The organism is Mycolicibacterium sp. XJ1819 (assembly GCF_053483675.1).
Window position 1 is genome coordinate 76111 of the sequence record NZ_JBEFST010000004.1, and the last position, 21575, is coordinate 97685.

The window sequence follows — 21575 nt, forward strand, 5'->3', positions numbered from 1 at the left end:
CTATCCGGAGAAGTTGAATTGCCCGGTCTGGCCATAGATCGCCAGAGAGACGAAAAGGATCAGCAGAGCGGTAGCGACCAACGAGGTTCGCGTGGCGCGTCCTACCGCCTCACCCACACCAGCCGGGCCGCCCGTCGCGGTGTATCCGTAGTACGTGTGTATCAGCATGATGGTCGCCGCCGCGACGGTAGTGACGGTAAAGGAGCGGATCACGTCTGCGGGAACGAGGAAGGTGTTGAAGTAGTGGTTGTAGACACCGCCCGACTGGCCGTATATTGCAGTCGTGCCGAAACGCGCCGCGAAATAGGCCAGGATCAGCGCCACGCTGTAGAGCGGCAGGACGACGACAACTCCGGCCACAAGTCGAGTTGACGCCAAGTACGCGATCGATCGGACACCCATGACCTCTAGCGCGTCGATTTCCTCATTCACCCGCATGGCCCCGAGTTGGGCGGTGGCACCCGCACCAATAGTGGCAGCCAGGGCGATCGCAGCTGTGGTCGGCGTGATGAGGCGTGTGTTGAGAAATGCCGATGCAAAACCAACGAGAGCATCCACGCCGACTTGGGAGAACTGGTTATATCCCTGCGCTGCGATGAGACCGCCCGTTGACATTGTCAGGAAGGCGACGACGGCGACTGTGCCTCCGATTGCGGCAAGTGCGCCGGTGCCCAGGCTCATTGCAGCGATCTGCCGTAACAGTTCCGCCTTGTAGTAGACGCAGGCATCGAAGAGCGAAACGATTGTCGTGCCATAGAATCTTGTCTGTTCGCCGATTTGGCGCCAACTTGACCAGGCGCGCCGCCGGATGGCCGAGACGCGTGGGAAGTGCTGCGTCACACCGCTTGTTGCGGTCATTTGGTGATCTCGAATCCGATTGCGGTAGCCACCAGGTTGATGACGAACAGCAAGACGAACGAGAACACCACCGTTTCATTCACTGCGTTTCCCACCCCTGCGGGCCCACCTTTGACTGTCGTGCCTTGGTAGCAGGCGACCAAGCCGGCGGTCAGTCCGAAAAGTGTGGCTTTCACCATGGAAACCAGAACATCGCTGAGTCCGGTGATGAACGTCATGCCGGCCACGAACGCGCCGGGCGTCACATGCTGGAAGAACACCGAGAAGAAGAAGCCACCTGCTAACCCAGTCAGCGTCACCGACGACGACAGCAGCAGTGCCACAACGGTAGCGGCAAGGACCCGAGGTACCAACAGCGCCCGGACCGGGTCGATCCCCATTACCTTGAGGGCGTCGAGTTCTTCGCGGATCGTGCGCGCTCCGAGGTCCGCGCACATGGCCGCTGCGCCCGCGCCGGCGACAACGAGAACGGTCACAAACGGCCCGATCTGGTTGACTGCGCCGACCGCGGCCCCGCTGCCGGAGAAATCAGCGGCGCCGAACTCGACCAGCAGGACATTGAACGTGAAGACCGTCAGGACCACGTAGGGGATTGACAACAACAGTGTCGGCACCAGCGACACTCTCGCCACGAACCAGGTCTGTTCGAGGAACTCTCGCCATGCGAACGGCCACTTGAATGTGGCGACCAATACGTCCAGGGCGAAAACGAAGAACCCCCCGACGTTGTGCAGCGGCTTCAACGCCACGCCGCCCGACAACAATCCCCTGCCCACGATGGTGGCGGCCACAGTGCGGTTCACCATCTGTCCCCCCCCACGTGGAGTACCGGGCGTTGGTTGCGCCGCGATGACGTCACCAACTCTCGCAACGCAACTCATTGCACGCCGCCTCCGGTCAGGCCATGACCGGCACCTGGGGCCAGAACGCCCGTCGGCAGTTCCATTGATTCGAGATCGTCAGTCACGACGCGGCACCTGTTCGGTGGGCTGCGGAACGGCGGGCACGGCCTGCTCGGGGCCCATGGCTGAATAGCCGCCATCGACCGCCCAATCAGCGCCGGTCACGGCTGATGCGCGAGGCGAGAGCAGATATGCGACGACCGAACCGACCTCCTCTGGGTCGCAGGTTCGGCGCGTGAGGTGAAGCGGAGCCGCGAGGTTGTCGATCATGGTGCGATCGCCGCCGCTGCGTTGGTCCATGATCTTCGACCAGGTCCACCCTGGACTGACCGAGTTTATGCGGATGCCGTCGCGGGCTAGGTCCATAGCCATGGACCGCGTAAGCTGCACCAGCGCCGCCTTGCTGGCCGGGTAGACCCAGCGTCCAGTCTGCGCCACCTTGGACGACACTGAAGTGAAGTTGACGACGGCCCCACCGGTCTTTCGCAGATAGGGGCGAGCTTGCTGAGTCACCATCGCTGTGCTGACCAGATTGACGTTGAGAGCTTCCAACCATTGAGCACGTGTGCTGTCCACACCGTCGTCGACATAGCTGCACGCCAGATTCACCAGCCCGTAGAGACCGCGGCCGTCGGCATCGATGGCTGCGATCGTTTCCGCCACGTCGACGTCATTGGTGATATCGGTTCTGTAGAACCGGACGTTGTTTTGGAGTTCATCGACGATTGTCTTCGCGCCCGCGTCGTCGATGTCCACGATCGCGATCGTCGCTCCGGCCGCCTGCAGCACCCGGAGGACTCCGTGGCCCAAAAGAGTGGAACCACCGGTGACCATGACCGTGCGGCCATCGAATTCGCCTGTGCCTGTTTTCATCTCGTTGCCCACCGATTCCATTTCCTACAACACAGCTCGTATCGAGGTGCGCTCGCGCGCATGTACCAAGGGCTACGGCTCAACACACGTACTCCTTACCGGACCGGAAAGTGTTGGTGGACAAAGTCAACGGTTTTCGCCGCGTCGGCGCTATCCGTTCGACGCCACAACTATCCGGTCCGCGGCGTTTCACCGAGCCGAGTCCGGACTCTGCCGGGACGCTCCGCCGTTCTTAAGATAGGTTCGGCCGCGCGAGGATCGGGCGATCGCGGGACCAGCGGGTTGAGTTCAATTCAAGCGCGGGTCAGGTCGCCTCAGTCAAGATCGCGTGATCGGATTGTCCAGCCGCCCGATTCCTCCGATTTCGACGGATAGCGTTCCCTGGATGCGGCTCATGTCCACATGGCGGACCGTTGGGAATCGCTCAGGGGCCGCGACCTTCACCGCGGTACCGAAGTGCACCACGTCGCCGGCCTCAAGCGTCATATACCTCGTCAGGTGTGCCAACACCGTTTCGACAGAGAAGGTGAGGCGACTGGTGGAGTCGACCAGTACCGCTTCACCGTCGAGCAGACATGTGACCTCCAGGCAATTCGGATCGCCGACCGCATCGGTTGTGACGAGCCATGGTCCCATCGGCGCAAACGAGTCGCACCCCTTGGACCGAGCGTGATAGGTCAGATACACCGATCGGTCCTCGGCTGCGCGCACGTGGCGCCAGTCCAGCTCGACGGGGCCGATAGCGCCCGCGGCCGGCATGAGTTCCATGCTGTCGCGATCCTTCAACGACGGTGACGTGATGTCATTGATGATCGTGAACCCGAGGACCGCCTCGAGCGCTCTTTCCGAAGAGAGGTTGCGGCTGCGTCGGCCGATCACGGCAGCCAACTCGGGCTCCGGGTGCGTTAGCCCGAAATCGGTTGGGACGACGACCGGTTCACAATGGCCCACCAATGCCGACGGCGGCTTAAGGAAGTAGGCCGGCTCCGTCGGTTCGCGGTAGGCATACTGCGCAATCGACTTGTTGTTGACCGCCACACCAACGATCTTGGATGGGGTTGGCGAGGGCGGTAGCCACTGCACGTCGGCGGGATCGATTGCTGCTGTCTCGATGGTGCCGTCGGCAAGTCTTTTTCTGAGCGCGTTCAGCAGTTCATCGCCCTCGGCGAGAACCGCGTTCATGTCCAATTGGTCGCGGCTCACAAGCTGGCTCGCGTCGATTAGCACGCCGTTGACACCTTCGATCACCAGCAGGCGACGACCGGCGACACTGACATTGGCGAGTTTCATACCAGCTCCTAGAAGATGCCGTCGACGGCGACGTGTGCCATGTGTGAGCCGAGCGCTTGTGCGGCAACGTCGTAGTCGGAATAGGCGTGTGCAGCACCGGCATGGATATCTCGCCAGAACCGCTGCATGGGATTTTCGTCCCGGACAGCTCCGCCGCCAGATGCTTCGAACAATCGGTCGGCGGTACGAACGCAGACCTTCGTCACATACGACTGGTTCGTACGCCAATCCACCAACTCGTCCACCGTTGCCAGACGTCCGGAATTCGCCAACGCATTCAGGTCATTCCAGTCCTGGCGAAGCATGCGATAAGCCGATCGCAACTCATGCTCGGCTTCCGCCAAGCGCATGAGTGCCGGGGCAGACTCAGCAACCTTTGCTCCGGTATATGCCCGTACCCGAGATGCCAACCGATCCTTGTACAGGTCACGTATCGCTTCAGCCGCTCCAAGAGCGATCGCGCTGAACCCGACCGCGAAAACTGGGGCGAAAGGTAGGCGGTAGACGGGGGCGGTGTGACTGCCGAAGCCGCGTGCCGTTCCGTGGTTCAAGGCGTTGAAGGACTCAATTCGATAGTTGGGAACAAACGCGTCTTCGACTATGAGGTCATGGCTTCCTGTGCCTTTCAGTCCCATGGAATGCCAGGTGTCCTGGATTTTGTAATCACTCCTCGGCACAACTGCGAGGTGTGGTTCCGGGACGCCGTCGGCGCCGGGCAGCAGCAGCCCGAGCATCGCCCACTGGGCATACTCACACCCGCTCGACCAGCCATAGCGCCCCCTGAGGCGGATGCCGCCGGCGACCGGCTCGCTCTTGCCGATAGGTGCCACCGACGAGCAGACCAATGTGTCGGGACCGCCCCCCCATATCTCCTCCTGAAGCTGCGGACTGTAACTGGCGATCGTGTGAGCGTGCACGGTAAGCAGTTGCATCGCCCAGGCTGTCGACGTACACGCGCCGGAGAGCAAGCGCGTTGCTTCGGCGACATCTGCCGGATTCCTCTCGCCGCCACCGAACTGCGCTGGAACCAGTGCAGTCAGGAACCCGACACGGCGGAGATCTTCGACGCTTTCGGCCGGGACACGCCGAAGACGTTCGGCGTCGACGGCGCGCGATCCGATCGACGGCAGTATGGGTCGGACCAGATCAGCGAGTGATTCGGTCTGCGCAACGACGTCTGTGGGCATCTTTAGCACTCCTCTTTGGATGAGAACCGCCACGAACGGCGGTGGATCGTCACGTTTCGGAGAATCAGCCGGCGGCAACCAACGCCACCCCGCATACACCGAGAAAGACAAATGTCGAGAACACCGTGACATTGAGGTCGATCAGTCGCTCACGCCCCATCACCCTCACGGGCACAGGGGGATAGCCGTTGTCGTCGTACAATCGTCCGCCGTACAAACGCATTGACGCCGCTGCGACAAAGAAGCCGCCGTATACGCAAAGCGCCAGCAGTGCAGCAAGATACGCCCGCAGCGCGGATTCTGCGCCTGGTAGCCAGAGCAAGCCGAGGGCGACCAGTCCTATACCGATATAGCTCGCTACCTGCCATACGACGTGGTATCGCGCGTGCGGCGTCCACTCCGGATTCGTCGCGTGAGTCTTGTTGAAGTCCGCGTAGGCCGGCACGGCGCTGAAGCCGAGAATCACGACCGTCAGTACGATCCTGGCTGCATCGAACATGTCAGTTGGTCCTCGCTCCGAAGTTCGGAATGGAGCCGAATAGTGGGGTTACCACCCGGCTTTCATAGCGCCATACGCCCTCGGGGCTCCGCCAATAGGTGTCGGAGTAGTCGGCGACCAGGACCGGCTTCAGCGGGTGTGGGGGCCGGCCATCCGCAGCATGCAAGGTGAGCACGCAAACGCCGCGCGCACGGTCGTCGTCGACGTGTTCGAAATGCAGATTTGAGAACAAGTGTCGCGATGTGCGTGGACCGGCAGCTCTGCGGCGTGCGTAGAAGGCCTCGATCTCATCCCGACCCTGAAGGTCGAACTCTTCTCCCTCTACCATGTATCGCCCCTGGGGTGTGAACAAGTCGGCGACTCCGTGACCCGATTTATGGTCGATAAGCCACGCGAATTCGACTACCAGTGCATCTATCTGCGCGCGGATTTCGAAGGCATTGCGATGGGTGTCGGCGACGCTCATCGATCGCCCCGGGCGTCATCGGCGAGCAAAGCGCCTCCGCTGCAGTGAACTGTGGGGACGCCATGTGCACGCCAGCACGGTGCGCAGCCGAGTGATGGTGACATTGTCATCGTTGGACCTCCCAACTGAAGGTGAACGGTTCGAGTGCGCATTCGACCGCATCCCAATCCACAACTTCCTGGCCTTGCGCACTCAACACCACATGGATGTTTCCGTCGGCGAGGCTGCTCGTTACCGCGACATTCTGGGTTCCGAATGTCGACAGGGCCTCACGTACCGCGACGCAGGTTTCGTTCTGCCGCAACGGCACTTTGGTCGGCTTTCCCACAGCCGTCACGGGTAGCTCGTCGACTTGGGTGACGTTTTTGGGTATCGCCGCAGGCTCGGGGACACGTGCTGCGGCCCAAGCGATCATGTCGTCCTCAGTTGCGGACAACGCCTTTTCAATGGTGACATATGCGACTGGAACTTCACCTGAGACGGGATGCGGACGCCCCACTGCTGCAGCACCTGTAACCGCGGGGTGCGTGAGAAGCGCATCTTCGATCGTCGCGGGATCGATGTTGTGCCCGCCCCGGATGATTACGTCCTTCGCACGGCCTCTCAGCTGTACGTAGCCGTACTCGTCGACGCGGGCGAGGTCGCCACTGTCCAACCACCCATCGACAACCTTCCCGAGAGTGTCGAGGACCGGACGGCCGTTGGCATTGCCGACGACGTAACCCGGGAAGACGGTCGGGCCGCTGATCGCAAGGGTTCCGAGCGCATTAGGTGGCAGGTCTTTCCACTCGCCGGTGTCAGCGTCTATCTCAATGGCTTTCACTTTTTGGTAAGGCAGCCGCTGTCCAACCCATCCGGGGCGAGGGTCGCTGACAAAGTTTCTGGTTGTCGCACACGTTGCTTCGGTGAGGCCGTATCCCTCGCACAACGGCACACCCGTCCGGTCCTGGAACGCGTCCCGGACAGCCGCCGGCAGCGGGCTCGCGCCGACAAGGCCGAATCGCAGGCTGCTGATGTCGGCGTCCACTCTGACCCGGCTCAGTGCGGCATATGTCGTTGGTACTCCGGAAAGGACCGCAACGTCATACCGCTCGACGATTCCCCAGAGGCGCTCATACACGTGCGGCTCTCGATAGCCGAGCGGTCCTGCCCACACGACATGCTGGCCCCGCAGCATCGGCGCCAGCACCGTGACGATGAGGGCGTTCACGTGGAACAGGGGCAGGGCTGCAAAGAATACGGCGTCGTCCGGCACGGCATCGTTCAGTGCCATCATCCAGGCGTCGGCGATCTCGTTCGCATGCAGGTGTGCGGCCAGCTTCGGCACTCCGGTTGTGCCGCCCGTGTGAAAGAACGCAGCGAGATCGTTGGTGTCTGGAGGTTCAGCATCAAGCGTGTCGCCGCTGACGCCCGATATCGAATGGCTGAGGTACTCCACCGTCACACCGGCGAGCAGTCCGAGTTTCGGCGGCTTGCCCGTGGCTCCGGTAGGCCGTAGTGCCCACACCGCCTTTGCCCCGATCTCTACTGCGACCGCCCGTGCCTTGTCCCACAATTGAGGGTCGATTTCCGGCCCAGCCGCGATCAAGTACCGGACGGCGCCGCGTCGCAGAAGGTGGGTCAAGTGCTCTGGGGCGAGACTGGGATTTACGGGAACCGCGATGCCGGCCGCTTGTGCGGCAAGTAGTGCGGTGATCAGTTCGGCGTTGTTGGGCGACATCAGCCCCACCGATGAGTCGCGTCCAACTCCGGACGCAGTCAGTAGATTCGCGACGCGCCGAACATCTGCCAACAGCGTGGAAAATGTTCGCGTCTGGGCGTTGTCGACGTCGTTGACGCTCGGCAGCACGGTGACCGCTTCACGGTCGGCCCACACGTTCGCTGCTCTTTCAAGGGCTGCATACGAACTGGCCGGCAGACCGCGCTTCTCCAGTGGTACCGTTTCGACTGCTTCGAGATCTGCGCGGCTCGCGAACCGTGGCCACAGCAGCGACTGTTCACGGGCGCCGGCCCGGTCCCACACCACTCCTGGTTCCACGACCATCTCCTCTGTGGTTGTCGATGTGAATTGCTGGCAGAGCGCGTGTTACGGCCCGATCAACCGACCTAGGAGGGCACCGGAGCCAGGTTCGCGGCGTTGATTTGCATCCACGATCGGAGCGTGAGCGGCGGCCGCTGCAATAGCCAGCCCAGGGTGCCCGAGGTACGCGCAGCGAACTCCCTGTGCTGCTCGAACTCGTAGAATTTGAGGAAGTACTCTTCACCGCCGCGCCACAACTGGTTGTAACGCGCGCCCATCAGCTTCCGCCAGGTTTCGACACTGTCGTCATATCCGATTTGGCGTTCTAGCACGTCACTCAACATTCTGGCGACCTCGTCGAACTCCAGCACATCGTGGCCGTTGTCGACGTCGTACTGGTGACCGATGTGTCGGTCATCGCGGCTGAGAATGATCCGGGCCGCGGCTTCCCCAACATCAGCGGGATCGACCCAGGCAGCTCGCCGGTTGTAGGGCATGGACAGCAGATCGTGTTCACGGATGGGATTGCCCCACCTCAACAGGTCATCCGTGAGATACGCGACCATGTTGAGATGAACCACGGGTAACCCGCTGTCGTTCAGGATCGATCGAGCGACGAAATGCTGGGTTGCCGGACCGCCCACGTCACGCATGTCGTGCGGAACATCCGAAGGCTTGACGTTCGGAAGAACGCCTTGAATCCTGACGATCACGCGGATGTCGCCCGCCGCCCGTGCGCTTGCCACAAGGTTTTCCATGGCTTGCTTCTCGTCGAGAAAGTCCGGCGTGACGACGAATACCGCAGAGACTCCGTCGAGTGCTGCCTTCATGTCGTCGACGTCGAGGTAGTCCGCAGAGATGATTTCTGCGTTAGGGAACTCCTGAGCAAGGTTCATTTGATTCTTGCTGTTTCGCGTCGCGAGCCGGAGGCGTGTGTCTGGGTCGTGGTAGGAAATCCAGCGCGCCACCGGTAGTCCGAGGTGCCCGGCCGCGCCGAAAATGAGGACCCTGTCAGAAGTCATCTACCATTCCTCTCAACGTCGTGAGCAGTGCTGTCGTCGACCGTAATTGGGGGTTATCGGCCGCACTATCCGAGCAGCGCTACGACTGTCCCTCGGACGCCATCGTTTTGGCCGCGTGAACGGCTCGGTGCCTTTGCCTGGATTCGGCCGCTCGATTATCGACCGCGAAGCTGCCGGCGCCACCTGGCGAATGAGCGTGGTGACGACACCGCCAGCACCGCCACCGGCTCACCCGCCCTCCGGTACACCGCGACGAAGGGGCCGCTTGCGGGTTCGCCCTCCACGATCTCGATTGCGCAGTCAGGTGCCTGTCGGCCTGCGAACTGGATTCGCTGCTGGTACAGATCCGACCACACGTAGGGCACCGGATCGAACGTGTCGACGGACGTTCCGCCGCTGAGCAACACCTGTATCGCTACGGCGGGCCGGGTAGCTGCGGCGGTCCAATGTTCCTCGCGGGTGAGCTGTCCTGTCGTGAAATCCCGTACAGCTGCACAGTCGCCCACCGCGACGACGCCGGGAACTGACGTAGCCCCTCGTCGGTCGGTGACAACTCCATTGGCGAGCTCGACACCACTGCCGCTCAACCACCGGATATTGGGCGCCGAACCGATGCTGACCAAGACAACATCGCTTTGAACGGTTCGACCGTCATGTAGCTCCACGCCCACGACTCGCCCGGCGCGGGTGCGAAAGCCGGCCACTGTCGCACCGGTGATCAGCTCCGCACCACCGCGGACGTGCATGTTCGCCAATATCCGGCCGACGCGTGCACCCAGCACCCGCTGCAACGGGACTTCGGCCGCCTCGATGAGGGTCACTGCCGCGCCCAATCCGGCGGCAGTGGACGCCACTTCACTGCCGAGAAACCCCGCCCCGATGATCGCCACGCGGGCCCCCTTAACCAGTTCATCTCGGAGTGCACGCGCATCGTCGAGGCTTCGAAGGACGTGTAGGCCCGCTGCTTTTCGCATACCGGGAAGCGAGATCGCCGATGCCCCGGTGGCGATCACCACCGCATCCGCAACGAGTTCTTCGCCGCAGGCCAAGGTGATCGATCGGCTCCCACAATCCAAAGCGACTGCGGCGGACCCGAGCCGCCAATCGATTCCGAGCGCGGAGTCGTCGGCGGTCTCAAGCGCGAGGCGCTCGTCGGAACCCGCCAGAAACTCCTTGGACAGCGGCGGCCGGTCATACGGGCGATGGACCTCGTCGCCGACGACGCTGATCCGTCCACCGAAACCCTGCTCGCGCAGGGCGCGTACGGATGCCAGGCCGGCTAGCGAGGCCCCGACGATCACCACTGACTGCATCAGGTTGACCGAATGCGTCGCCGACGGCTCTCAGAGGCCGACGATGATGTCGTCGCCATCGACGCGAATATTGAAGGACCGCACCGGCTCGTCTGCCGGTCCTCTCCGTACCTCACCAGTGGCGAGGTCGAAGAGCGCCTGGTGGAGTGGGCATTCAATGCATCCGTCTTCGATGAAGCCGTCAGAGAGCTTGGCGTTGCCGTGCGTACATCTGTCAGCTAGCGCGAAGATGCGGCCGTCATCGTTGAATAGCGCGATCTCGATACCCTCAACCACGATGCCGATCGGTTCATCACCGGCGACGTCGTCTAGACATGCTGCACGAACCCAGCGCAGGGTGTCAGTGGGCTCGGTGCTCATACCGGGATGACCAGCAGCGTCTTGACGCGAGCGTTCTCGAAGATCGCGCGCTTGGTCGCGTAGCGCCAACCTTCGGAGGTACGCACGACCTCGTCCTCGTATGAGCCCACTTGAAATACCTCAGCGTCCAGGGCCGACAAGGTGCGGATGACCAAGTAGTTCGACCGCGTTGAAACGCGTTCGGCCGAGCGCGACATGATTTCGAAGCCGGACACGAAGTGCCGATATGTCTGGGCCTCGAAAATGTTGGCCTTCCGCAGTGAAACGATGCGGTCACGCATCATCGCCTTGCCGAAGCAATGCATGACCCCGGCAGGTCTGCCGGCGCGTACGTTCTCTCGTGGCAGTATCTCGTAGGTGGCGTCGTCGGTGAAGAAATCTGGCCAGGCTTCAAGCCGGTCTTCGTCGATGGCGCGGATATAACGATTCTCGAGATCCTGCAGTTCGTAACGAAGGGTGATGTCGTCCATCTCAAAGCCCCATCAGTTTCTGGTAGCCGACCCAGAATCGGCGAATTGCGTCCTCCGATATCGGATGTTGGTTCCGGTGTTCCTCGTCAGCCTCCAGCGCCATCAGGGCTATCGCTTCGCCGGTCGGACCGACGGTAGTGGCGCGCTGAACGAGTTCGATCGCCTCGCCGTCCTCCATTGAGATCAGGCCCGCGGGTCCAACTAGGTTGAACTGCGCGATGCGGTGTTGTCGCATATCGGGGGTGTCGTCGGCGTAGCCGAAGAAGTTGAAGATCAGCTCGAACTCGTCGACCCCTTTGGGCAGCACATTCCGTACGGCGAGCACGTTTTGGATCTGCATCACTACGAGCTGCGGGAAGACGCACTGCAGGTGGTTGGTGATGATCTCGTCGAATTCCTGCCAGTTCTCCACCACGTCGGGGTTCTCCAGCCGCAGACCCTCCTTGAACGAGGCCACGTTCGCGTAGGCCGCGCCTTTGGTCGGATCGTCGGTGTAGAAGAGATCGCCGCAGTTGTGGACCTCATACGTGTCGCCCACCACAATCTTGACCCGTTGCCCGCTGCGCACCAGGTTGAAGGTGCTGTGAAAGGCATGCAGCAGTGACGCGTGATAGCCGTCGCGGACGTTCTCCAGATAGAGCTTCCAATTCCCACGTATGCGCTGGCGCGTACACCCGAGATACTCGATCGGCTTATGGAATATCCGGTCCAGCCCCGGCGTCTGGTTGCCGAGATATTCGAGTAACTCTGGGGTTGCTTCATCGAATGTCCCGAAGACAAGGCCGCGGTAGCTTTCAACCCTCAGCTTCTGCAGGCCGTTCTGCTTGGGATCAAACGACTTCGGCATCCCTGTCCCGTTTGCGCCGCGGCGAAACGGCACTCCTTCCAGGTCGCCAGCCGCGTTGTAGCTCCACTGGTGATAGACGCACGCGTGACTGCGCGTGTTGCCGCTCTGCTCACGGCACACGATTGCGCCGCGATGGGCGCACCGATTGACCCAAGCCGCCAGCCGGCCCTCACCGTCACGGGTTACCACCACCGGCGTATCGCCTACGAAGGTGCTCTTGAAGTCGAACGGGTTGGGAAGCTCAGCTTCCAAGGCAAGGTAGTTCCAGATCGGCCCGCGAAACAGGCGCTCCTGCTCGCGGTCATAGACCGCCTGAGATGTGTAGATCTCGTACGGAATTCGGGAACCGTCAGAAGCTGGGAATACCGGCATTTCAGACGCGGCATCGACCGTTTCGGTTGTTTCAGTCATGGCGATCTCCTGAGTTACAAAGCGGTGCAAGCAATCTTATTGCGGCGAGCAACACGATCTCCATCGGTTAGCTGGTTCAGGCAGTCGGGGCGGGCGCCATGGTCGCCCAGTTCGAGATGAACTCGTTGGACGGCAACGTCTTATCGAGTAGCTTCCGACTCTGCTCGATCCCGGCAACGGGCAAACCGGATGGGTCGAGCAGTCCGATTTGAGCGAGGACGCTGGCCTGATCCCAGTAGATATGCTCGTTGTAAAGCTTGTCGCCGCGGAACGTCACTACGGCCACCATCGGAATCTCGACGTATCGACCGGTGGGGGCGACACCGGGCAGCATCCAATCGATCTCGCGGTCGTGGGTGAAGCAGAGCACCTGCTCCTCGACTATGCGATCGGCACCGACCGTCCGAGAGATGGGGATGGCCCGCATGTCCGACGGGTTGGCGTGCACGAAATGATTTGCGTAGAACCTCGAGAGGTTTTTCCTCCCCACACCGCCGGTAAGCGTCGGAACGTGGTTGACGTAGGGTTCCTGGACCATCGTCGCCATAGTGGCCGGAACATCACGTGTCACGAACTCGTGATAGATGTGCTGATCCCAAAGCGCAGACAAATCGTGGCGGGGCCCGATCGATTGCCGTAGCAACTCGAGGCTGCGTGAATACGCCATTGCGGTGCTCACCGGATCGAAGCTGTCACGGCCATGAGTGGCGAACGCGTGGTCGACTTCCGGATACTCGAAGACCCGAACCCGGTCATCTCCGATGAAAGCGTTGCGAATGGCCCGGCGTGCCGGCTCTGGGCAGAACGCGTCCAGTTCGGCGAGATGAAACACCATCGGTACCTGCAACGTCGCGGCTCGATCGAGATACTCGTGAACACCGACCCCGTAATAGCTGACCGCACAATCGATTTTCAGCTGCAGCGCCGAAAGGTAGGCCAGCAGCCCCCCCATGCAGTAGCCGAGGACACCCACGCCCCCCGCGTGATTGGGTGAGGCGCGCAACGTCGATACGGCGTCGCCGATATCTTCGACCGCATGGGCGAAGTCCAGCTCACCGGCCAGCTGCAACCCCCTGGCCACCCCCGCCTCGTCGTATCCCAGCTCGACGCGGCGCTCGGAACGCCAGAACAGGTCCGGCACGATGACGACATAGCCTTCCTGGGCGAAGCGATCAGCCATGTCGCGCATGTAGTCGTTGACCCCGAAAATCTCCTGCAGGAGCACCAGGCCGGGTCCGGATCCTTGTTCGGGTTCGGCTAGGTACGCATCGAAGGTGTCGCCCGACTTGGTCTTAACAACAATGTATTTGGCCATGGATCACTCCTTCTGGTTCGCTGGTGATCACGGTGTCCGAAGCGGCGTGCGCGTGACCGTGGCGTTCGTGCTCGAGCGCGGGTTCTCATGGGCTGCGAACGGCTGTGCTGAAGAGTCAACGCGTTCCTCGCTGACGTTGCTATCCGGCCGGCGGCGCGGTTATCCGGGCAGCGTCAGCTGTCGGCTCGGCGGCCGGTAGCGCAGGCATCGATCGAACGATGTCAGCGTGTCGGCCGCCTACGACTATCCAATCGACGCCACCGTTGTCCATTGAGCGCCGGGCGGGTCATGCCGAATGCCGCGGATAGTCCGAAGATCGCTCTGACCAGCGCATGCGTTGCCGATTGCCGCGTTCGAGCGCAGCGTCCGCACAATTACATTCGATTTACATCGAACCGACGGAGCCCTATACTTCGCTCCACACCGCAGGCGGTTGATTAGGTAACCATCAACAAATGCTCATCGCCGCGCTCTATGGAGGTTCACGGCAATGAAGGATGGCCCACTGCTCGAATTGGGCCGGGTCCGCGACCGCGATCAGATCCGGGCCGCAGTCGCTGACATTTTTTGTCCGCACGGCCTCGATGTCCGCAAAGGGTCTGGGCTCGATGCGTCAGTTCGCGCTCAGGCGGTCGGGAGCATAAAGCTCGTCTGGGTGAACTATGGCGCACCCGTCCGGATTGATGTCCCACCACCGCCCGAGCCATTCCATTTGGTGCAGATTCCACTGCAAGGGTATCTGTCGGTCACCTCCGGTGACGAGGAAGTCGTGTCGGATTCGGCTCTCGCCTCCGTGCCGGATCCGCGACTGCCCTGCACCATGCGATGGGAGGCCCATTGCTCCGAAGTCATCCTCCGTATCGATGATGACGTGCTGCACCAACACCTCGAGTCGCTGCTGGGACACCCGGTGAAGGCGCCCCTTCACTTTTCTCTGGGAATGCCGCTCGACTCTGGCCCCGGAAGCAGTTGGCGCGCAGCCATCGACATGTTGATCACCGAGCTTGGTCGCGACGGCGGTCTGCTGAAGTTCCCGCTGGTCTCGTCGCAGCTGGAGTCGCTCATCCTTACTGGTCTCCTGACCGCGCAACCGCACAACTACACCGCGGCGCTTCTCCTGGACACCGGTCCGGCGCCGCCGCGGGCGATCAGGCGAGCGTTGGACTACATCGAAGCCGAGTCCGATCGTGCGATCACGACGGCGCGTCTTGCGGCACATGTGGGAATCAGCGCACGTGCGCTGCAACGGGGTTTCCAGGAGCACGTCGGTTGCTCACCCATGGATTACCTGCGCGATGTTCGTCTCAAGAGAGCGAGAGATCTTCTGAGCGAAGCCGACGCGTCGGCGGAGGTTACTGTAACGGAAGTCGCGCTGGAATGTGGATTCATGCACCTGGGACGATTCTCGGTTGAGTATCGACGCCGGTTCGGGGAGTCGCCGTCCGAGACGCTTCGCCGTTGAATAGGCGTAGGAATGGGCTTCGAAACAAGCTGGGCCTCACCAGTTGTCGGCGCGATCGCGGTTCACGTCACTATGTCGCTGAGGCTCCGGAATCCGCCCGAGTGGAAAATTAGTGGTTCGCCGCCGCGCGCTGCGTATCGCTCGATCTGACCGATCAACATGATGTGATCGCCAACATCGACCGTGCGCATGTTTCGACACTCGAAGTGGGCGATCACACCGGCAAGTACCGGAAGATCTGCGATGCCATCGTTGAAATCGACTTCGGCGAACTTGTCCGGTGAAGGAGTGGAGAACTGACGTGCAATGTGCGCGTGCGCGGCATCCAGAACATGCACAGCGAAATGGGATGCTGCGGTAAACGCCGGCGCGCTTGGCGCCTCGCGTCGGACGCACCACGACACCAGCGGAGGCTCTAGCGAGACCGCGGAAAATGAGTTCACTGTCATGCCGACGGGGCGGCCGTCTCCACTGCGGGCAGTCACGACGTTGACGCCCGTGGCGAACTGGCCCAGTGCTCGTCGAAGATCACGCAAGTCGAGCTCACATTCACGCACTGATTCACTTGCATGCACGGTAGGCGCTTCCTTCAGTCGGCGGAGGATACGGCGCTGATATGCCCTGTGTACTGATCATCAGGATGATCGCGTGAGGCTTGCCATGTACGCGTCGGCCTGTGAGGGATCCATGTACCAGGAGAAGAAATCTTCCGGATCGACAATGGCATTGGCGAAGCGCCGTCCGATTTCGGGATGCTCCATGGCGGCGACGTGTAACTGAATGGCGTGTGGGGCAGGCGGTTCGAGCATTGTGTTGGTCCATCGCGTCGAGTACTTCGCGAAGTCCCAGTAGCGCTCGAACGTACGCTGCTTGAACTCTCGGTCGAACGGCAGCCCTTCATGCGCACAGATGGCATCCAGATAGACACCGGCGCACCTGCTCGCGTTGTTGGAGCCCTGCCCGGTCAGCGGGTCGTTCAGCACAACGACATCCCCCATACCGAGTACTTCTGCCCCCGAAGGCAAGACAGCTACGGGGTGTCGGACTGTCGGTGGGAAGCGTCCCGACAGGATTCCCAGCTCGTCGGTGAGGCTGATGTCATCACACCGCTCGGCCTCCCAGGGGAAGAACTCCTTGAGGATACTTTTCGATATCTCCAGGTGCTGTTCAGGCGTGCTCGCCTCGCACCAGCGGTCCATCGGGCCGCCGATGATCCCCTCGAAAACCATGATCTCGCACGGTCCACTCAACGTCAGCGCAGGGAAGCAGAAGAACTCGCCTATCCCGGGGACAACGCTGTAGCAGATCGCGGAATATTCCGGCCGCGGCACCATGCCGTCCACATACGTAAGAGCAAGGGCGCGCTGCGGTTCTCTATATGTTGACCGCACATCGTCACGCTCGAACAGCCTGGCGATGTCGCCTTTTCCGGCCGCCACAATCACCAATTCTGAATCTCTCGTGTAATTCTCGAGGTCATCGATGCCCGCCTCACGGACGACGAACTCGCCACCTCGTCGAATGAATTCTGCGATCAAGCGCGGCATCTTGACACGCTGATCGACTGATTGACCGACGGCGTGAAGGCGGGAGGACCACCGAACAGCCGATCCGTCGGGACTGCCCGGAGGGCCGGCAATTGTCATCGAGACACCCTCGATAGGCGGGACCTCAGCGTCCCAAAGGTTCAGTCCCAGCCCTCTCTCCAGATTCAACGCGGGGGCACCCATCGCTTGACTCGACGCAACTCTGCCACCGGCGATATCCTCCGGTGTTCGGTCACTGACGATGCGGACCTGATAGCCGTGTGCCAGCAAGCCGATGGCCAACTGCAGCCCTGACTGGCCGGCACCGACGATCGTGATGCTCCTGTTCGCCATGTTCCCTCCGTCGTGATAATCGCAAGTGCGTCAAATAGGCCCGTTTGTGGATGACGAGGGTGATGCTAAGCGCGCATGAGCAATCGCTACTATCCGTTCAACGTCGCCGCTATCCGTCTACGACCCGCGAGTTCGGTGGCTCGCCACAATGGGCATCCACAATGGGTATCCACACCGATGTGATGCGCGAAGGCCGGGTAGCGACCGCCGTTCCGATTGCGACACTACGGATTCAGCTGCCAACGAAGCCGAGAACTACGGCATCTGTCGGCTTCCGAACCGCTTCGGTGTCAGCGACCGCCGTCTTGAGCGACACTCACCTTCAACCGCTCGCGGTCCGGCCGCAGCCAGTCCGGCAGCCACCGCGGCGGATCGTCGGGCGCGCGGTCGAACACCCCGCCGGCCGGGTCGTCGACCTCGCCGCGGGAGCGCACGATGTCCTGTTCGGGCCGATAGATCTGACGGATCACCAGTGCACACAACCCGATCACCGCGATGTCGCGCAGCAGCACCATCGCCGTGAACGGCTGCTCGGGCAGCCCGCGGTTCTGCTCTCCGTAGAGGTAGAGCATCCGCGGAATCCACACCAGGGCATCGATGGTCATCCAGGCCAGCAGGATCCGCCGGTGCGGCAGCGCCAGCACCGCCAGCGGCACCAGCCACAGCGAGAATTGCGGGCTCCACACCTTGTTCGTCAACAAAAACGCCGCCACCACAAGGAACACCAGCTGTGCCACCCGCGGTCGCTGCTTGGCCGTCAAGGCGATGTAAGCGATTGCGATACAACACGATAGTAACAACATCGCGGTCACCGTGTTGAGCACCGTCGGCGGTTGCCAGAACCCCAGATCGGTGTCGAATCCCTGCCAGCCGGTGAACGACTTCACCACGTTGTACAGCGAATCCATATCGTCACCGCGGCGGGTGTTGAGCCGGAAGAACTCCGACCAGCCCCGCGGAAACAGCACCATGATCGGCAGGTTGACCACCAGCCAGGCCGCCACCGCGGCCACCGCGGTCTTGGTGACCTCGCGAAGCTTGCCGGTGCGCAGCGCCAGCACCGCCAGTGGGCCCAGCAGCAGCAGCGGATACAGCTTGGCCGCAACTCCGATGCCGATCAGTGCGCCGGCCAGTACCGGCCGTCGCCGCGCCCACGCCAGCATCGCGCCGGCCGCGAAAGCCGTTGCCAGCGCGTCGAAGTTGGTGAAGATCTGGAAGATCACGATCGGCGAGGCCGCCACCAGCGCGGCATCCCAGACGCGTCGCGGCCCGGCCAGTCGGGAGGTGGCCCACACCGTGGCCAGCCACGCCAGCGCCAGGCCGAATGCCGCGATGTTGAAGAACATCACCACCTCGGCGATGATCGGCATCGACACCAGTTTGGTCAGTGCGGTGTAGGTCTTGGCCAACGCCATCGACACGTACTGGTAGATCCCGGTCAACACCGGATATTCCATGTAGCGCACCGCGATGTTGCCGTCGTACTGGATGCGCGCCGCGCCGGAGGAGTCGGTCTCGAGCCAACTGGACTTGTACGGGAACTTGCCGAGGTTGAGCAGTTCTGCGGTGTAGAGCGGAACCGTGTCGGAGTAGCACAACTGGTAGTAGGCGCGCTGGTTCTCCCAGTTCCCCACCCGCTGGTCGGCCGGGCCGGTGCCGGTGGTCTGCAGGCACGCGGCCTTCGTCGAATAACCCAGCGCCAAAAACACCAGCGCGATGATCAGCATCACCCGCAGCGGCGTGAGGAACCGTTGCCGTCCGATCAGCGCGTGCCTACCGACCGGGCCGCCGACCACCTCCGACAGGGCCGCCCCGATGGTGTCCGTGCGGCTGGGACAGTCGCGGTCGTCGAGGCTTCGCAGGTCTTCTACGAGAGGGGCCGGCGATTCGACTTCTTCTTGGCCCTGGCTCACGGAGGCGGAAGCGGCCCCGGCGGAACACCCGGCGCGACGGGCGGCGGGCCGGGTCCGACGGGCGCGGGTTGGTCGACGGGCGCGGGCGGCCCCGGCGGCGGCGGGGCGACGGGCACCGTGGTCGGCGGTCCCCACGGAATCGTGATGCCCGGCGCCACTTCCAGAGTCGGCTGGATCACGGTCTCCGACGGCGGTGCGATCGTCGTCGGCGCATCCGAGGGCGGGGTCGACGGCGGCGGTGGCGCCTGCGGCACGCCCGCGTAACCACCGATCGACTCCGGCTTGGGGAACGACTCCTTGTCGGTGCCTTCCAACGCCCCGTCCATCGTGGCTTTCCAGATGTCGGAGGGCAGGCCCGATCCGTACACCGGCGAACCCCACTTGTTCTCAAGCGGTTTGGTGCCTTCGGTGGTGCCCACCCAGACCGCCGTCGACAACGACGGCGTCACGCCGACCATCCATGCGTCCCGGTTGTCGCCGGTGTCGCCGAGTTGGTTGGTGCCGGTCTTGGCCGCCGACGGCCGGCCGCCCGCCAGCGCGTGGCCGTTGGAGTACGCGGCGATCGGCTGCATCGCGGAGATGACGTTGTCGGCCACCTTCTTGTCGATGCGCTGCTCGCCCTCGGAGTCCTGCTGCGAGGCGTCGAAGAGCACATCGCCCTCGGCGTTGACCACCTTCTGCACGAAGTGCGGTTTGTGGTACACCCCCGACGCGGCCAGCGTGGCGTAGGCGGAGGCCATGTCGATCACCCGGGTTTGGTACTGGCCCAACACGACTCCGTTGTTGGGCGGTCCGCCCTCGCCGTCCTCGGACAGGGTGTGCTCGACGCCGGGGAAGCTCTCGGCGATGCCCGCGCGGTGGGCGGCGTCGGCGACGTCCTGCGGTCCGTTCTTCAGCTTGAGCATCAACCGGTAGTAGCTGGTGTTCAACGATCGCTTGAGCGCCTCGGCGATGTTGCAGGTGCCGCAGCTGCCGCCCTCGACGTTGCTGATCTCGATGCCGTTCACCGTCAGCGGCGAACTGTCGATCTGATAGCCCAGCCCCATGCCCTGCTCCAGCGCGGCCACCAACGCGAACACCTTGAACGCCGACCCCGTCGGCAGCCCGGCCTGGGCGAAGTCGAATCCGGCGGCGTCGGTGCCGCCGTAATAGGCCTTCACGCCGCCGTTGCGCGGATCGATCGACACGATCGCGGTGCGCATGTCCGGGTCCTGTCCGTCGAGGTAGTCCTCGGCGGCCTCCTCGGCGGCTTGCTGAGCCTTCGGGTCGATGGTCGTGGTGATCTGCAGGCCCTCGGTGTTCAACGTCTGCTCGTTGATGTCGAACAGGTCGAGCAGTTCCTTTTGCACCTGGCGTTCGATGAGCCCGTTGGGTCCGGTGGTCTGGTTCTGCGAGCGCGCCAACTCCGGCGGCACCGTGGCCGGGAAGACCTGCTCGGCGCGTTCGGCCGGCGTAAGCGCACCGATCTCGACCATGCCGTCGAGCACCCAGTTCCACCGCGCCGCGGCGCCCTGCGGGTCGACGGCGGGGTCCAGCGACGAGGGCCGCTGGATGAGCGCGGCCAGCAGCGCACCCTCGGAGACGGTGAGTTGTTCGACGGGCTTGTCGAAGTAGGCGCGCGCCGCGGCGGCCACACCGTAGGAGCCGCGGCCGAAGTAGATGATGTTCAGATACGACTGCAGTACCTGGTCTTTGGACCATTCGCCGGACATCTTCGTCGAGATGACGAGCTCCTTGGCCTTGCGGACCAGCCCGCCGATGCCCATCCGCTCCGAGCCGACCAACGCGTTCTTCACGTACTGCTGGGTGATCGTCGAACCGCCCTGCAGGTTCTCCCCGGACAGGTTGTTCTTGATCGCGCGCGCGAACCCGGTCAACGAGAACCCCGGGTTGGAGTAGAAGTCGCGGTCCTCGGCGGCCATCACCGCGTCGCGGACACGCACCGGAATCTGGTCGATGTTCACGTCGACGCGATTGCCTTCGGGCGGAACGATTCTTGCCAGTTCGCTGCCGTCGCTGGCCAGGATCGTCGACACCTGGTTGGTGCGGATGTCACCCGGCTTGGGCACCTCGACGATCAGGTAGGCCATCGCGAAGGTGACGACCGGCAGCACGATCATCACCGCGACCGCCGCCAACAACCCGCGACGCACCCACTTCCAGTTGATGTTCTTGTGCAGGCTGGGCCGCGGCCCGGCAGGACCTGACTGTGGACCGGACCGGGGGCCGGACGGCGGTCCCGATGGCGGTCCGCCGCCGGGTGGTCGCCGCGGCGGCGGGGGAGGCGGCGGAGGTTTGGAGGCCGGTGCACCGTCCAGCGCGGCCTTGACGACGTCGATGGGGTCGCGCAGGTGCGGCGGTCGGTTGTCGCGCACCGGCGGCAGCACCGAGGTGTGCCGATCGTCAGGCGGCACCGGGTTTGCGTGCCGGGGCGGGCCCGACGGTGGGGACGGCCGGCCCCCGGTCCGGTCCGCTCCGGCGGCGCCG

General features: G+C 62.8%; 19 protein-coding genes. 1 reads left to right on the forward strand and 18 read right to left on the reverse strand.

Going from position 1 to position 21575, the window contains the following annotated elements:
* The 14 genes from ABQE89_RS05590 to ABQE89_RS05655 form a co-directional block, all read right to left on the reverse strand.
* Positions 1-858 carry an ABC transporter permease gene (locus ABQE89_RS05590; protein ID WP_448414961.1) on the reverse strand — a complete coding sequence of 286 codons (858 nt, stop codon included), beginning with the start codon at positions 856-858 and terminating at the stop codon, positions 1-3.
* Positions 855-1664, reverse strand: coding sequence for an MlaE family ABC transporter permease (locus ABQE89_RS05595; RefSeq protein ID WP_046752323.1), 810 nt, complete (start codon positions 1662-1664; stop codon positions 855-857). The genes ABQE89_RS05590 and ABQE89_RS05595 overlap by 4 nt, the downstream gene beginning before the upstream one ends.
* A gap of 153 nt (positions 1665-1817) precedes the next feature.
* Positions 1818-2654, reverse strand: coding sequence for an SDR family oxidoreductase (locus tag ABQE89_RS05600; RefSeq protein ID WP_448414963.1), 837 nt, complete (start codon positions 2652-2654; stop codon positions 1818-1820).
* Positions 2655-2951: 297 nt separating this feature from the next.
* Positions 2952-3923 carry a fumarylacetoacetate hydrolase family protein gene (locus tag ABQE89_RS05605; protein ID WP_448414965.1) on the reverse strand — a complete coding sequence of 324 codons (972 nt, stop codon included), beginning with the start codon at positions 3921-3923 and terminating at the stop codon, positions 2952-2954.
* 8 nt (positions 3924-3931) lie between these two features.
* Positions 3932-5110, reverse strand: coding sequence for a flavin-dependent monooxygenase (locus ABQE89_RS05610; RefSeq protein ID WP_448414967.1), 1179 nt, complete (start codon positions 5108-5110; stop codon positions 3932-3934).
* A 64-nt stretch (positions 5111-5174) separates the two neighbouring features.
* Positions 5175-5609 carry a DUF6640 family protein gene (locus tag ABQE89_RS05615; RefSeq protein WP_448414969.1) on the reverse strand — a complete coding sequence of 145 codons (435 nt, stop codon included), beginning with the start codon at positions 5607-5609 and terminating at the stop codon, positions 5175-5177.
* Position 5610: 1 nt separating this feature from the next.
* Complete coding sequence (locus ABQE89_RS05620) at positions 5611-6075, reverse strand: nuclear transport factor 2 family protein (protein WP_448414971.1); 465 nt, start codon at positions 6073-6075, stop codon at positions 5611-5613.
* A gap of 106 nt (positions 6076-6181) precedes the next feature.
* Positions 6182-8113: an acyl-CoA synthetase gene (locus tag ABQE89_RS05625; RefSeq protein WP_448414972.1), complete on the reverse strand. Its 1932-nt coding sequence runs from the start codon at positions 8111-8113 to the stop codon at positions 6182-6184.
* 68 nt (positions 8114-8181) lie between these two features.
* On the reverse strand, positions 8182-9117 hold the full coding sequence (locus ABQE89_RS05630; protein ID WP_448414974.1) for an NmrA family NAD(P)-binding protein: 936 nt from the start codon (positions 9115-9117) through the stop codon (positions 8182-8184).
* A 155-nt stretch (positions 9118-9272) separates the two neighbouring features.
* Positions 9273-10430, reverse strand: coding sequence for an NAD(P)/FAD-dependent oxidoreductase (locus ABQE89_RS05635; protein ID WP_448414975.1), 1158 nt, complete (start codon positions 10428-10430; stop codon positions 9273-9275).
* A 30-nt stretch (positions 10431-10460) separates the two neighbouring features.
* Complete coding sequence (locus tag ABQE89_RS05640) at positions 10461-10790, reverse strand: non-heme iron oxygenase ferredoxin subunit (protein WP_448414977.1); 330 nt, start codon at positions 10788-10790, stop codon at positions 10461-10463.
* Positions 10787-11260: an anthranilate 1,2-dioxygenase small subunit AndAd gene (gene andAd, locus ABQE89_RS05645; protein ID WP_448414979.1), complete on the reverse strand. Its 474-nt coding sequence runs from the start codon at positions 11258-11260 to the stop codon at positions 10787-10789. Before andAd ends, ABQE89_RS05640 begins: the two co-directional genes overlap by 4 nt.
* Position 11261: 1 nt before the next feature.
* Positions 11262-12518: a Rieske 2Fe-2S domain-containing protein gene (locus tag ABQE89_RS05650; RefSeq protein ID WP_448414981.1), complete on the reverse strand. Its 1257-nt coding sequence runs from the start codon at positions 12516-12518 to the stop codon at positions 11262-11264.
* A 76-nt stretch (positions 12519-12594) separates the two neighbouring features.
* On the reverse strand, positions 12595-13833 hold the full coding sequence (locus ABQE89_RS05655; RefSeq protein ID WP_448414983.1) for a dienelactone hydrolase family protein: 1239 nt from the start codon (positions 13831-13833) through the stop codon (positions 12595-12597).
* A gap of 490 nt (positions 13834-14323) precedes the next feature.
* Between ABQE89_RS05655 and ABQE89_RS05660 the strand changes: the two genes are divergently transcribed.
* Entirely contained in the window at positions 14324-15295 is a 972-nt protein-coding gene (locus tag ABQE89_RS05660; protein ID WP_448414985.1) for an AraC family transcriptional regulator, read from the forward strand.
* Positions 15296-15357: 62 nt separating this feature from the next.
* On the opposite strand, the gene ABQE89_RS05665 is transcribed toward ABQE89_RS05660, so the two are convergent.
* From ABQE89_RS05665 to ABQE89_RS05680, 4 genes are all read right to left on the reverse strand, one after another.
* Positions 15358-15870, reverse strand: coding sequence for a flavin reductase family protein (locus ABQE89_RS05665; RefSeq protein WP_448414987.1), 513 nt, complete (start codon positions 15868-15870; stop codon positions 15358-15360).
* 60 nt (positions 15871-15930) lie between these two features.
* A complete protein-coding gene (locus ABQE89_RS05670; protein WP_448414989.1) occupies positions 15931-17175 on the reverse strand; it encodes a styrene monooxygenase/indole monooxygenase family protein in 1245 nt (414 codons plus the stop codon).
* Positions 17176-17465: 290 nt separating this feature from the next.
* The gene (locus tag ABQE89_RS05675) at positions 17466-19088 is read right to left on the reverse strand and encodes a glycosyltransferase family 87 protein (protein ID WP_448414991.1); all 1623 of its coding nucleotides are present in this window, start codon (positions 19086-19088) and stop codon (positions 17466-17468) included.
* The gene (locus ABQE89_RS05680; protein WP_448414993.1) at positions 19085-21502 is read right to left on the reverse strand and encodes a transglycosylase domain-containing protein; all 2418 of its coding nucleotides are present in this window, start codon (positions 21500-21502) and stop codon (positions 19085-19087) included. The genes ABQE89_RS05675 and ABQE89_RS05680 overlap by 4 nt, the downstream gene beginning before the upstream one ends.
* Between the last annotated feature and the right edge of the window lie 73 nt (positions 21503-21575).

Coding starts and splice junctions, on each gene's coding strand:
- ABQE89_RS05600 (WP_448414963.1), bottom strand. CDS start 2,654: ATGGAATCGGTGGGCAACGAGATGAAAACAGGCACAGGCGAATTCGAT.
- andAd (WP_448414979.1), bottom strand. CDS start 11,260: ATGGACGACATCACCCTTCGTTACGAACTGCAGGATCTCGAGAATCGT.
- ABQE89_RS05670 (WP_448414989.1), bottom strand. CDS start 17,175: ATGGCGAACAGGAGCATCACGATCGTCGGTGCCGGCCAGTCAGGGCTG.
- ABQE89_RS05605 (WP_448414965.1), bottom strand. CDS start 3,923: ATGAAACTCGCCAATGTCAGTGTCGCCGGTCGTCGCCTGCTGGTGATC.
- ABQE89_RS05650 (WP_448414981.1), bottom strand. CDS start 12,518: ATGACTGAAACAACCGAAACGGTCGATGCCGCGTCTGAAATGCCGGTA.
- ABQE89_RS05640 (WP_448414977.1), bottom strand. CDS start 10,790: ATGAGCACCGAGCCCACTGACACCCTGCGCTGGGTTCGTGCAGCATGT.
- ABQE89_RS05660 (WP_448414985.1), top strand. CDS start 14,324: ATGAAGGATGGCCCACTGCTCGAATTGGGCCGGGTCCGCGACCGCGAT.
- ABQE89_RS05615 (WP_448414969.1), bottom strand. CDS start 5,609: ATGTTCGATGCAGCCAGGATCGTACTGACGGTCGTGATTCTCGGCTTC.
- ABQE89_RS05610 (WP_448414967.1), bottom strand. CDS start 5,110: ATGCCCACAGACGTCGTTGCGCAGACCGAATCACTCGCTGATCTGGTC.
- ABQE89_RS05595 (WP_046752323.1), bottom strand. CDS start 1,664: ATGGTGAACCGCACTGTGGCCGCCACCATCGTGGGCAGGGGATTGTTG.
- ABQE89_RS05655 (WP_448414983.1), bottom strand. CDS start 13,833: ATGGCCAAATACATTGTTGTTAAGACCAAGTCGGGCGACACCTTCGAT.
- ABQE89_RS05620 (WP_448414971.1), bottom strand. CDS start 6,075: ATGAGCGTCGCCGACACCCATCGCAATGCCTTCGAAATCCGCGCGCAG.
- ABQE89_RS05590 (WP_448414961.1), bottom strand. CDS start 858: ATGACCGCAACAAGCGGTGTGACGCAGCACTTCCCACGCGTCTCGGCC.
- ABQE89_RS05635 (WP_448414975.1), bottom strand. CDS start 10,430: ATGCAGTCAGTGGTGATCGTCGGGGCCTCGCTAGCCGGCCTGGCATCC.
- ABQE89_RS05630 (WP_448414974.1), bottom strand. CDS start 9,117: ATGACTTCTGACAGGGTCCTCATTTTCGGCGCGGCCGGGCACCTCGGA.